This is a genomic window from Streptomyces sp. HNM0645 (assembly GCF_030056615.1).
GTDB lineage: Bacteria > Actinomycetota > Actinomycetes > Streptomycetales > Streptomycetaceae > Streptomyces > Streptomyces marianii.
In genome coordinates, this window is the sequence record NZ_JASHLT010000015.1 from 246056 (window position 1) to 257904 (window position 11849).

10 protein-coding genes and 2 pseudogenes are annotated in these 11849 nt (G+C 71.7%); 10 read left to right on the forward strand and 2 right to left on the reverse strand.

Annotated elements, in window-relative coordinates; all coding sequences use genetic code 11:
• Nucleotides 1–132 precede the first annotated feature (132 nt).
• The 5 genes and pseudogenes from QMZ92_RS13380 to QMZ92_RS13400 all read left to right on the forward strand — a co-directional run bounded on the left by QMZ92_RS13380 (nucleotide 133) and on the right by QMZ92_RS13400 (nucleotide 5027).
• The gene (locus tag QMZ92_RS13380; protein ID WP_283297591.1) at nucleotides 133–588 is read left to right on the forward strand and encodes a hypothetical protein; all 456 of its coding nucleotides are present in this window, start codon (nucleotides 133–135) and stop codon (nucleotides 586–588) included.
• Nucleotides 589–641: 53 nt separating this feature from the next.
• Nucleotides 642–2027: pseudogene (locus QMZ92_RS13385) on the forward strand (YifB family Mg chelatase-like AAA ATPase); the annotation flags it as partial.
• Nucleotides 2028–2085: 58 nt separating this feature from the next.
• Nucleotides 2086–3252, forward strand: a complete 1167-nt coding sequence (gene dprA / locus QMZ92_RS13390; RefSeq protein ID WP_283297592.1) for a DNA-processing protein DprA — start codon at nucleotides 2086–2088, stop codon at nucleotides 3250–3252.
• Between the two features lie 255 nt (nucleotides 3253–3507).
• Complete coding sequence (gene whiG / locus QMZ92_RS13395) at nucleotides 3508–4344, forward strand: RNA polymerase sigma factor WhiG (RefSeq protein ID WP_138052866.1); 837 nt, start codon at nucleotides 3508–3510, stop codon at nucleotides 4342–4344.
• Nucleotides 4345–4466: 122 nt separating this feature from the next.
• Nucleotides 4467–5027, forward strand: coding sequence for a TetR/AcrR family transcriptional regulator (locus QMZ92_RS13400; protein ID WP_138057389.1), 561 nt, complete (start codon nucleotides 4467–4469; stop codon nucleotides 5025–5027).
• 128 nt (nucleotides 5028–5155) lie between these two features.
• On the opposite strand, the gene QMZ92_RS36015 is transcribed toward QMZ92_RS13400, so the two are convergent.
• Complete coding sequence (locus QMZ92_RS36015; RefSeq protein WP_349307726.1) at nucleotides 5156–6700, reverse strand: murein hydrolase activator EnvC family protein; 1545 nt, start codon at nucleotides 6698–6700, stop codon at nucleotides 5156–5158.
• A gap of 182 nt (nucleotides 6701–6882) precedes the next feature.
• Between QMZ92_RS36015 and rpsB the strand changes: the two genes are divergently transcribed.
• From rpsB to QMZ92_RS13430, 5 genes are all read left to right on the forward strand, one after another.
• A complete protein-coding gene (gene rpsB, locus QMZ92_RS13410) occupies nucleotides 6883–7773 on the forward strand; it encodes a 30S ribosomal protein S2 (protein ID WP_283297593.1) in 891 nt (296 codons plus the stop codon).
• Between the two features lie 102 nt (nucleotides 7774–7875).
• Nucleotides 7876–8712 carry a translation elongation factor Ts gene (tsf, locus tag QMZ92_RS13415; RefSeq protein WP_283297594.1) on the forward strand — a complete coding sequence of 279 codons (837 nt, stop codon included), beginning with the start codon at nucleotides 7876–7878 and terminating at the stop codon, nucleotides 8710–8712.
• 158 nt (nucleotides 8713–8870) lie between these two features.
• A complete protein-coding gene (gene pyrH, locus QMZ92_RS13420; protein ID WP_138052862.1) occupies nucleotides 8871–9653 on the forward strand; it encodes a UMP kinase in 783 nt (260 codons plus the stop codon).
• Nucleotides 9654–9838: 185 nt separating this feature from the next.
• Nucleotides 9839–10396 carry a ribosome recycling factor gene (frr, locus tag QMZ92_RS13425; protein ID WP_026165253.1) on the forward strand — a complete coding sequence of 186 codons (558 nt, stop codon included), beginning with the start codon at nucleotides 9839–9841 and terminating at the stop codon, nucleotides 10394–10396.
• A complete protein-coding gene (locus QMZ92_RS13430; protein WP_283297595.1) occupies nucleotides 10396–11508 on the forward strand; it encodes a phosphatidate cytidylyltransferase in 1113 nt (370 codons plus the stop codon). The genes frr and QMZ92_RS13430 overlap by 1 nt, the downstream gene beginning before the upstream one ends.
• 214 nt (nucleotides 11509–11722) lie before the next feature.
• Here QMZ92_RS13430 and QMZ92_RS13435 read toward each other — a convergent pair.
• Nucleotides 11723–11849 (reverse strand): annotated as a pseudogene (locus QMZ92_RS13435) (IS30 family transposase); the annotation flags it as partial.

The following is an 11849-nucleotide window of genomic DNA, read 5'->3' on the forward strand; positions in this document are numbered from 1 at the left end:
TTTGGCCTGTTGAAAGTGCGAAGACCCCGTGCATGATGGTTCTCCGCCTGGGGGGCGGAAGCAACGGCTCCGGCCGCATGTCGGTTCGAACTGGCATGCGGATTGTGACGCGTCGGGGCGGGGAGGAGCACCATGTACAAGGTCATCGACGTTCTCTTCAGGTTCGCCGAGCCAGGCGAACTGCCCACCGGCCGCATCGCCGACATCCGGCCAGGCCCTGACGGCGGCATCCACGTCATCATCGAACCAGGACACGCCAGCCAGCAGATCCTCGACGACTTCACCGCCCAGCAGGCATCCAGGATGGCGACGGGGCAGTGGTACCGACTGCCCGACACGCCCGAGAATCGCGTCCACCCCCGCCGCATCCTCCAAGCTGGCTGGCAACTCGCGCCCGCCGACACCTTTCCTGCCGGCAGCCTGCTCCTATCGATCGAACGGCCGTCGGGGCATGTCTGGCTCATCTGCGAGGGGCACGCCAGTCCGCGTCTTGAGGCCGAGATGACGTGGATCCTCACCAAGATGGTCCGCAATGAAATCTGGATCACGCGGGGGACTGGTGACGCTGACCTCGACGAGCCCTCCTGACCCCCTGGCAACCCTCTGAGCTGCTGTTGCGTTAGACCTGTCTTTCACTAAGCTTCGATCTCGCCGTCGCCTGCGCCGTCCTCGGCGCCGCCGAGCGCGTCGATCCCAGGGCCATCGCGGATCTCGTACTCCTCGGCGAGCTGGGTCTCGACGGGAGGGTGAGGCCCGTGCGGGGCGTCCTGCCCGCGGTGCTCGCCGCGGCGGAGGCAGGGTACCGGCAGGTCGTCGTACCCGAGCGGACCGCGGGAGAGGCCTCGCTCGTCCCGGGCGTCTCGGTCCTCGGGGTGCGCAGTCTGCGTCAGCTCATCGCGGTGCTGAACGACGAGCCGGTGCCGGAAGAGGAGCCCGACGGTGACGGCCGGCCCGACGCCATGCTCGCCGGACTCACGGTCCCCGGTGCCGGGGCGGGCACGGGGCTCGCCGCCGGTCCGGGGCAGGGCGAGGGCTCCCTTCCGGACCTGGCGGACGTGGCCGGGCAGCACGGTGCGCGAACCGCCGTCGAGGTCGCCGCGGCCGGGGGGCACCACCTGCTGCTCCAAGGCCCTCCGGGCGCGGGGAAGACGATGCTGGCGGAGCGTCTCGCGTCCGTCCTCCCGCCGCTCACCCGCAGGGAGTCCCTCGAGGTCACCGCCGTCCATTCGGTCGCGGGCATCCTCCCGCCAGGCGAGCCGCTGGTGCGCACGCCGCCCTACTGCGCTCCGCACCACTCGGCGACGATGCAGTCCCTCGTGGGTGGTGGTCAGGGCATGCCGAGACCCGGCGCCGTGTCCCTGGCGCACCGGGGCGTCCTGTTCCTGGACGAGGCCCCGGAGTTCTCCGGCAAGGCGCTCGACGCCCTTCGCCAGCCCCTTGAATCGGGTCATGTGATCGTCGCGCGGAGCGCGGGGGTGGTCCGGTTGCCCGCCCGGTTCCTCATGGTCCTGGCGGCCAACCCCTGCCCGTGCGGCCGCCACACCCTGCACGGTGCAGGATGCGACTGCCCCGCCTCGCTGATCCGGCGGTACCAGGCGCGGCTCTCGGGACCCCTGCTCGACCGGGTCGATCTGCGGGTCGAGGTGGAGCCGGTCAACCGGGCCGACCTGCTGGGCGGGGGCGGCCGGGGTGAGCCGTCCGCGGCCGTCGCGGCCCGGGTCGGGGAGGCACGGGACAGAGCGTCCGCCCGGCTGGACGGCACCCCGTGGCGCGCGAACAGCGAGGTTCCCGGGCATGAGCTGCGTACCCGCTGGCACACCGCTCCCGGCGCGCTCGCCGCGGCCGAGCGGGACATGGAGCGGGGACTGCTCACCGCACGGGGCATGGACCGTGTGCTCCGGGTCGCGTGGACGATCGCCGATCTCGCGGGCCGTGACCGGCCCGGCTCCAGCGATGTGGACCTGGCGCTCCAACTGCGCACGGGCATCGCGCGGGGTGTCCCGGCGGGGATCGGAGCCGAGCGATGAGCCCCGTGCGTGGGCACGGGCCGGACCGGTGCCCGGGCGCGGTGAGGGGAGCCAGGTCGTGACCGCCGGTGTCGGCGAGGAGGAGCGCAGGGCGCGTGCCGCGTTGACGAGGGTCGTCGAACCGGGTGATGAACACGCGGGGAGATGGCTGCGCCGGCACGGCCCGGTGGAGCTCCTGGCCCGCCTCACGGCGCCCACCCTGGGCGAGGGCGCCCTCCCCGGTGCGGGGAAGAGGCGGATCGGGGGCTACCGGATGCGGGCCGCGGCGGTACGTCCGGAGCGCGACCTCGATCGGGTGGCCGAACTGGGCGGGCGCTTCCTGTGTCCGGGGGATCCGGAGTGGCCGGGGCAGCTGGACGACCTCGGAGACGCAAGGCCGGTCGGGCTCTGGGTGCGGGGCCGCCCCGATCTGCGGATGTGGGCCCTGCGCTCGGTGGCCGTGGTGGGTGCGAGAGCGTGCACCCCGTACGGGGCCCACGTCTCGGGGAGTGTCGCCTCGGGTCTCGCCGAGCGCGGCTGGGTCGTCGTCTCCGGCGCCGCGTACGGGGTCGACGCCGCAGCCCACCGAGGCGCACTGTCCGCGGAGGGCGCGACGGTCGCGGTACTGGCCTGCGGGGTGGACGCCGTCTATCCCAGCGGCCATGCGGAGTTGCTCCGCCGCGTGGTCGAACAGGGCCTGGTGGTGGCGGAGTTGCCGCCAGGAGCCCATCCCACCCGCAGCAGGTTCGTGCTGCGGAACCGGGTCATCGCGGCCCTGTCCCGGGGCACGGTCGTCGTGGAGGCCGAGTACCGGAGCGGTTCACTCGCCACGGCACGTGCCGCGGAGCGCCTCGGCCGGTTCACCATGGGCGTTCCCGGCCCGGTGACGAGCGGGCTCTCCGCGGGGGTGCACGAACTGCTGCGCACCGGGGCGGTGCTGGTCACCGACGCCGACGAAGTGGTCGAACTGGTCGGCGACATCGGCGATCTCGCCCCTGCGCGGCGCGGCCCGGTCCTCCCGCGGGATCTGCTCGGCCCGGGCTGTGCACGGGTCCTGGAGGCCCTCCCGGCCAACAGCGCCCTCCACGGCCGGAACGTCGCCGAGCGGGCCGGCACCACGCCCGACGACGCCCTCGCGAGGCTGTACGAGCTGCACTCCCTGGGCTTCGTCGAACGCCGCGGGGACCGCTGGCAGTTGGCCGCAGCCGCGACAACGGGCTCGAACGCACGGCGAGGCGGTGCTTGATCCGGGGCATTCGGGTGAAAGGGTGAGCCCGATGGCCCCGGCGGCACTTCAGCGGGACCACGAGGCCCGGCGCCCGTTGCTCCGGCCCTCGTTCGAAGATGTGGCCGACGGTACACACCCACCGAAGCGCGATCCGCCGCCGTTCGCGCACCGCGATCCCCCAGTCACGCTACGCTCACCAGGTTCACCGCCCAGCCACCGGCCAAGACAACCCGTCCCGACACGCCCCACAGCAGAACGGCTCAAAGGCAACGCATGCCCCAGCACACCTCCGGGTCTGACCACGCGGCAGTTCCCCCCGCTGCCCGTGGTTCCGTGCGGCCGCCCGCGCCCTCGTCGCTCGAAGAGCTGTGGCGGTCGTACAAGGCCACCGGCGACGACCGGTTGCGGGAGCAGCTGATCCTGCACTACTCGCCGTTGGTGAAGTACGTCGCGGGCCGGGTGAGCGTCGGACTGCCGTCCAACGTCGAGCAGGCGGACTTCGTCTCCTCCGGCGTCTTCGGACTCATCGACGCGATCGAGAAGTTCGACATCGAGCGCTCGATCAAGTTCGAGACGTATGCGATCACTCGCATTCGGGGCGCCATGATCGACGAGCTGAGGGCGCTGGACTGGATCCCGCGCTCGGTGCGGCAGAAGGCCCGCAACGTCGAGCGGGCGTACGCCACGCTGGAGGCGCAACTGCGGCGCACCCCCTCCGAGAGCGAGGTGGCCGCGGAGATGGGCATCTCGCTCGAGGACCTTCACTCCGTCTTCAGCCAGTTGTCGCTGGCGAACGTCGTCGCCCTGGAGGAACTTCTCCACGTCGGGGGTGAGGGCGGCGACCGGCTCAGCCTCATGGACACCCTGGAGGACACCGCCGCCGACGACCCGGTCGAGGTGGCCGAGGACCGCGAGCTGCGGCGCCTCCTCGCCCGCGCGATCAACACGCTTCCCGACCGGGAGAAGACCGTCGTCACTCTCTACTACTACGAGGGCCTGACCCTGGCCGAGATCGGCAATGTCCTGGGCGTCACCGAGAGCCGGGTCAGCCAGATCCACACCAAGTCCGTGCTGCAGCTCAGGGCGAAGCTGGCCGACGTCGCCCGATGAGCCCGACGGGCCTGGGCGGCCCGGGGAAGCGGGCAGGGCCGCGGTGCCGAACCGTCACTGTCCGCCCGTGCGAGCCGCCGTCGCCGTAAAGTGGTCCCGTGCCAAGGATTCGAGCGGCCTCCGTGGCCGAGCACCGGACCATGCAGCGTGCCGCCCTGCTGGACGCCGCGCGTTCCCTGCTGTCCGAAGGCGGGACGGAGTCGCTGACCTTCCCCGCCCTCGCCGAGCGCACGGGCCTGGCCAGGTCCTCCGTGTACGAGTACTTCCGCTCCCGCGCCGCGGTGGTCGAAGAGCTGTGTGCTGTCGACTTCCCGGTCTGGGCGGCGGAGGTCGAGGCCGCCATGGCGGCCTCGGACACCCCCGAGGGCAAGGTCGAGGCGTATGTGCGCCGCCAGCTGGAACTCGTCGGCGACCGGCGCCACCGGGCGGTCGTCGCGATCTCGGCGAGCGAACTGGACGACGGCGCCCGGGAGAAGATCCGCGCCGCGCACGGTGGGCTGATCGCCATGATCGTGGAGGCGCTCGGGGACCTGGGACACCGGCAGCCCCGCCTCGCGGCCATGCTCCTCCAGGGGGTCGTGGACGCGGCGGTGCGCCGTATCGAGCTGGGCGCCGCCGAGGACCCCTCCTCCATCGCCGAGGCCGCGGTCTCGATGGCACTCCACGGGGTGCTGGGGGACTGAGCCCCACACCGGCCCCCCGGCTCGGATCGGTTCCGGCACTCGTCAGTGTTCGGCCCCGCCGCGCGGTCTGGTCGGATCGGGCCCCGTGCTCACCGGGCGCTGCCGGCCCGGGCCTGTCGCGCGCCCCATCACCCGAGCGATCCAGCTCCTCCGAGCCCACCGGGACCTGCGGGACCCCCGACTCGGCTCCGCCGGGACCGTCCTCCCCGCCCCCGGGCGCGCCCCGCCCTTTCCGCCGGGGCTTGGACGGCCCACTCGACGGGTGAGACGCCCGGTACGGCCCGACGGACTGTTCCGAACGCGCCACGGGGACAAAGCCTCCCCAGAGGTCGCCGGCCCGCCGAGGTCGTGTTTCGAAGCCCCCCTTGAATGCACCTGGGCGGGGGGCTTCTGGTACGCACCTCCGCGGCGTTGTCGGTCGTCGGCGCAGCCCGCTGCGCTCTCCTCCCTCCGCCTTGCGATCGCTGGCACCAGGAGGCCCCCGCCCTGCGGGCGGACGACGCTAATTCGGAAACACGCCCTCGGCGGGTCCTGAACCGGCCTCGCGACCGTCGGCCCCGGACCGGTGCGCGCCGGCCACCCCCGCGCCACCGGCACTCGCGGCCCCACCTCCACGGCGCTCCCGCCCGATCCCGTACCGGCACCCCGGAGGCGCCTGCGCCGTGCGGTGCGGTGCGGTGCGGCACCGCCGTGAACCTCGGCCCGGAAGCCGCACGTGCCTCCGCCCGACTGCGCCGTGCTCCGGGCCTCCGCCCGGCTCCGCAGCGTCGGCGCCACCTCGGCCCGGCTGAGGCCCGCCCCCACCCCCTCTCTCCCGGGCCGTGCCCCACGTCCCCGCCCCGCCGATCAGACCGGCGCCCAAGGCGAAGCGCACGGTGCGAGAAGACCGCCGCCGCTGTCAGCACCAGGGCCATGACCGTGTCCGCACCGGCCCCGGACGAGGCCGCCGACGCCTCGGCGAGCCCCGGTGCGGCCGCCCCAGGGGCCGTCGGCGGCAGGGGCACTCCGAAGACCGGGAGGAGCCGGGACGGGCCCTGGCGCAAGGCCGACGCGGGCAGGAGGGAGAGCGGGTCGAGGTACACCTCGCCCTGCCGCAGCCCCCAGTGCAGACACCCGCGCGGACAGTGCGAGGAACCCGCCGCCGCCACCGCCACGACCTGCCCCTCGGCCACCATGGCACCCGGTGGGACCAGGGGCCGCACCGGCTCGTAGGTCGTGCGCAGCGGGGGGTGGCCCGTCCCCGTCAGCTCGATCGACAGCACACCGCGCCCCGCCACCGGTCCCGCGAAGGACACCCGCCCCGGCGCGGCGGCGCGCACCTCGGTGCCGGGGAGAGCCGCCAGGTCCACCCCGCGGTGGCCCCGCCCGTACGGGGAGGGCGGCGGTTCCCAGCCTCGTACCACCGCGGGGCGGGGCGGGCCCACCGGCCAGACCGCCGCCCGGGCCGCCACCGGGGGCACCGCCACCAGCAGCACCGCTGCCAGCGCCGTCGTCACGACTCGTCGTCCGCGATTCATGACGCCGNCACCGGGGGCACCGCCACCAGCAGCACCGCTGCCAGCGCCGTCGTCACGACTCGTCGTCCGCGATTCATGACGCCGACGGTCCCCCAGCCGGCCGCCTCCGCGCTGATCATGGTCCGGATCTGTGGACGGCCGGCCCGTTGTGGACATCGCCGTCACCCGGCACCTCGGCGGTCCCGTACACTTCTTCTGGCGATCCGGGTCACCCGGGTCGACTTCGCACGCCCCGCCACCACCCCCATCCTCGGTCGGTGGCCGCGCCTCTCGGTCCCTTGCGGCACGGCGCGTCGGGGCGTCAGGACACAACCGAGAAAACCCAAGGAGATACGGCCATGGCCGTCGTCACGATGCGGGAGCTGCTGGAGAGCGGCGTCCACTTCGGTCACCAGACCCGTCGCTGGAACCCGAAGATGAAGCGCTTCATCTTCACCGAGCGCAACGGCATCTACATCATCGACCTGCTCCAGTCGCTGTCGTACATCGACCGCGCCTACGAGTTCGTCAAGGAGACCGTCGCTCACGGCGGCTCCATCATGTTCGTCGGCACGAAGAAGCAGGCGCAGGAGGCCATCGCCGAGCAGGCGACCCGCGTCGGCATGCCCTACGTCAACCAGCGCTGGCTCGGCGGCATGCTCACCAACTTCTCCACCGTCTACAAGCGCCTTCAGCGTCTGAAGGAGCTCGAGGCGATCGACTTCGAGGACGTGGCCGCCTCCGGTCTCACCAAGAAGGAGCTCCTGGTCCTCTCCCGCGAGAAGGCCAAGCTGGAGAAGACCCTCGGCGGCATCCGCGAGATGCAGAAGGTGCCGAGCGCCGTCTGGATCGTCGACACCAAGAAGGAGCACATCGCCGTCGGTGAGGCGCGCAAGCTCCACATCCCGGTCGTCGCGATCCTCGACACCAACTGCGACCCGGACGAGGTCGACTACAAGATCCCGGGCAACGACGACGCGATCCGCTCCGTCACCCTGCTCACCCGCGTGATCGCCGACGCCGTCGCCGAGGGCCTCATCGCCCGTTCCGGCGTCGCGACCGGTGACTCGAAGCCGGGCGACAAGGCCGCCGGCGAGCCGCTGGCCGAGTGGGAGCGCGACCTGCTCGAGGGCGAGAAGAAGGCCGACGAGACCCCGGCCGCCGAGGCCGAGAAGCCGGCCGAGGACGCTGCCGAGGCTCCGGCCGAGGACGCCGCCGAGGCTCCGGCCGCGGACGCCGACAAGGCCTGACACCCAGGTTCCGGTAGCCGGCGGCGGGGGCCCATGAAGCCCCCGCCGCCGGCCCGTAGATCGTTCGACCTCAGCTCTTCGACTTCAGAGAGATTCACAGACATGGCGAACTACACCGCCGCTGACGTTAAGAAGCTCCGCGAGCTCACCGGCGCGGGCATGATGGACTGCAAGAAGGCGCTCGACGAGGCCGACGGCAACGTCGACAAGGCCGTCGAGGCCCTGCGCATCAAGGGCCAGAAGGGCGTCGCCAAGCGCGAGGGCCGCTCCGCCGAGAACGGCGCCGTCGTCTCCCTCATCGCCGACGACAACACCTCCGGTGTCATCGTCGAGCTGAAGTGCGAGACGGACTTCGTCGCCAAGGGCGACAAGTTCCAGGCCGTCGCCAACGCCCTCGCCGCCCACGTCGCCGCCACCGGCCCGGCCGACATCGAGGCCCTGCTCGCCTCCGAGATCGAGCCCGGCAAGACCGTGCAGGCGTACGTCGACGAGGCCAACGCCAACCTCGGCGAGAAGATCGTCCTGGACCGCTTCGCCCAGTTCTCCGGTGCCTACGTGGCCGCGTACATGCACCGCACGATGCCCGACCTGCCCCCGCAGATCGGTGTCCTCGTCGAGCTCGACAAGGCGAACGCCGAGGTCGCCAAGGGCGTCGCCCAGCACATCGCCGCCTTCGCGCCGAAGTACCTGTCCCGCGAGGACGTTCCGGCCGAGGTCGTCGAGTCCGAGCGCCGCGTCGCCGAGGAGACCACCCGCGCCGAGGGCAAGCCCGAGGCCGCCCTGCCGAAGATCGTCGAGGGTCGCCTCAACGGCTTCTTCAAGGACGCCACCCTCCTGGGCCAGCCGTACGCGCTGGACAACAAGAAGTCCGTCCAGCAGATCCTGGACGAGGCCGGTGTCGCCCTGAAGCGCTTCTCGCGCATCAAGGTCGGCATCTGAGCCGGTACGCGATCGACACGGGAGCCCGATAGGGTTCTCCAGCAGTCGTCGGCCGCGTGAACGCCGGACGACCGCAGATCTGACGAGGAGGCCATTGCCACAGGGACACCAGCACCCACCGGCAATGGCCTTCTTCGTATGTGCACGAGGAGATCTCCATGAACAAGGGCGCGGACGCCAATCCGGCTGCCGACGACAAGAGCGACCACACCGGCACGAAAGCCGGCCGCTTCATGCTGAAGCTGTCCGGGGAAGCGTTCTCCGGCGGTACCGGCCTGGGCGTCGACCCCGACGTCGTACACGCCATCGCGCGGGAGATCGCCGCGGTCGTCCGTGACGGCGCACAGATCGCGGTGGTCATCGGCGGTGGCAACTTCTTCCGCGGAGCCGAGCTCCAGGTGCGCGGCATGGACCGGGCGCGCTCCGACTACATGGGCATGCTCGGCACGGTCATGAACTGCCTCGCCCTCCAGGACTTCCTGGAGAAGGAGGGGATCGACTCCCGCGTCCAGACCGCCATCACCATGGGCCAGGTCGCGGAGCCCTACATCCCGCTGCGGGCGGTGCGCCACCTCGAGAAGGGGCGCGTCGTGATCTTCGGTGCCGGTATGGGCATGCCCTACTTCTCCACCGACACCACCGCGGCCCAGCGTGCCCTGGAGATCGACGCCGAGGCCCTGCTCATGGGCAAGAACGGTGTCGACGGCGTCTACGACTCCGACCCCAAGACCAACCCGGACGCGGTGAAGTTCGACGCGCTGGAGTACGGCGAGGTACTCGCCCGCGACCTCAAGGTCGCCGACGCCACCGCCATCACCCTCTGCCGCGACAACGCGCTGCCGATCCTCGTCTTCGAACTGCTCGCCGCGGGCAATATCGCGCGGGCCGTCCGGGGTGAGAAGATCGGCACGCTCGTGAGCGACCAGGGCACCCGGGCCTGACCCGGGGGCACCGCCCCGGGATGGACAAAGCCCTGCCGGTCGGACACCGTGCAGGGAGGACGCGCCGCCAAGTTTCGCCGGTCTCGTACGCGTGACACGGACCGGTCCGCGGACCCGCACCACGGGCCGCGTACCGGGCCGCCGCTCGTACTCGCCGGGACTACCAAGACACGCAGGAGCAAGTGGTGATCGAAGAGACCCTCCTCGAGGCCGAGGAGAAGATGGAGAAGGCCGTCGTGGTCGCCAAGGAGGACTTCGCCGCGATCCGCACCGGGCGTGCGCACCCGGCGATGTTCAACAAGATCGTGGCCGACTACTATGGTGCGCTGACGCCGATCAACCAGCTCGCCTCGTTCTCGGTGCCGGAGCCGCGCATGGCCGTGGTGACCCCGTTCGACAAGAGCGCGCTGCGCAACATCGAGCAGGCGATCCGCGACTCCGACCTCGGCGTCAACCCCAGCAACGACGGAAACATCATCCGGGTGGTGTTCCCGGAGCTCACCGAGGAGCGCCGCCGCGAGTTCATCAAGGTCGCCAAGGGCAAGGCCGAGGACTCCCGGATCTCGATCCGTTCCGTGCGCCGCAAGGCCAAGGAGGCCATCGACAAGCTGATCAAGGACGGCGAGGTCGGCGAGGACGAGGGCCGTCGTGCGGAGAAGGAGCTCGACGACACCACCGCGAAGTACGTCGCGCAGGTGGACGAGCTGCTCAAGCACAAGGAAGCCGAGCTGCTCGAGGTCTGATGAACGACTCTTCCTGGGGGGCCCCGACGAGTGCCGGCTACTGGGGCCCGCCCGACCAGGGGGCTGCCCCGGCGGGTCCCGCATACGATGAGCTTGACGCCCAGCAGACTCGGCCCATGCCCACCGTGCCGGACGATCCCGACGCAGGTAGAGACGCCGCAGACCGCGATGACCGTGACCGGGGGGCCGCTCGGCTGAGTGGCCCCCCGTTCCGCGACGAGATGCCCCAGGAGCCCATGCCCACCCCTCCGCCGTCTGCGGCCTCCCAGCCGTCGGAGCCGCAGCCGCCGCAGAAGAAGCGCGCAGGCCGCGATCTTCGTGCTGCCATAGGGGTCGGCGTCGGGCTCGGTGCGGTGATCGTCGCGGCGCTGTTCGTCGTCAAGGCCGTGTTCGTCGGCGTGATCGCCGTCGCCGTGGTCGTCGGCCTGTGGGAGCTCACCTCCCGCCTCCAGGAACGCAAGGGCATCAAGGCGCCCCTCGTGCCGCTGGCGGTGGGCGGAGCGGCGATGGTCGTGGCTGGCTACGTACGGGGGGCCGAGGGCGCCTGGGTCGCCACCGCCTTCACCGCCCTGGCGTTGCTGGTCTGGCGGATGACCGAGCCGCCCGAGGGCTACCTCAAGGACGTGACGGCCGGGCTCTTCGCCACGTTCTACGTGCCGTTCCTCGCCACGTTCGTCGCGATGATGCTGACCGCGGAGGACGGCCCGCAGCGGGTCTTCACGTTCCTCCTGCTCACGGTCGTGAGCGACACCGGCGCCTACGCGATCGGCTGGCGCTTCGGCAAGCACAAGCTCGCGCCGCGCATCAGCCCCGGGAAGACCCGCGAGGGCCTGTTCGGAGCCGTGGCGTTCGGCATGGCGGCGGGTGCCCTCTGCGTGCCGCTGCTGATCGACGGCGGCACCTGGTGGCAGGGCCTGATCCTCGGTCTCGCGGTCGCGGTCAGCGCGACGCTGGGCGACCTCGGCGAGTCGATGATCAAGCGCGACCTCGGCATCAAGGACATGGGAACGCTGCTGCCGGGCCATGGGGGCATCATGGACCGGCTGGACTCGCTGCTGCCCACGGCGCCGGTGGTGTGGCTGCTGTTCGTGGTGTTCGTCGGCGCCGGCTGACCCGGGTTCCCGGTCGGAAGTCCGGGGGGTTCCGGTCGGAAGGGCTCGTCGTCCCGGCGTTTTCCAGGGGCGGCGGGCCCTTCCGCCGTGCCCGGGCCGGCACCGCGAGCCCGTGTCCGGTCCGCGGTCTGTCCAGCGGGCCCCGGAGCCCGCATGCTGGGCCCGGGACGCGGGGGCGGTTTCTAGGGATCGTCGCAACACGTGGTCGGTTTGATCAGGCCGCGAGTAGTTTATGCAGGCGCTCGGCTGGGGTTTCCCAGCCGAGCGTTTTGCGTGGGCGGCCGTTGAGTTCGGCGGCGACGGCGTCGAGGTGGTCGCGGGTGTGGACGGACAGGTCGGTG

Bases quoted from the DNA above. Each gene is read 5' to 3' on its own strand.
- QMZ92_RS13430 (WP_283297595.1), top strand. From the start codon at position 10,396: ATGAACGACTCTTCCTGGGGGGCCCCGACGAGTGCCGGCTACTGGGGC.
- pyrH (WP_138052862.1), top strand. From the start codon at position 8,871: ATGAACAAGGGCGCGGACGCCAATCCGGCTGCCGACGACAAGAGCGAC.
- QMZ92_RS13380 (WP_283297591.1), top strand. From the start codon at position 133: ATGTACAAGGTCATCGACGTTCTCTTCAGGTTCGCCGAGCCAGGCGAA.
- tsf (WP_283297594.1), top strand. From the start codon at position 7,876: ATGGCGAACTACACCGCCGCTGACGTTAAGAAGCTCCGCGAGCTCACC.
- rpsB (WP_283297593.1), top strand. From the start codon at position 6,883: ATGGCCGTCGTCACGATGCGGGAGCTGCTGGAGAGCGGCGTCCACTTC.
- whiG (WP_138052866.1), top strand. From the start codon at position 3,508: ATGCCCCAGCACACCTCCGGGTCTGACCACGCGGCAGTTCCCCCCGCT.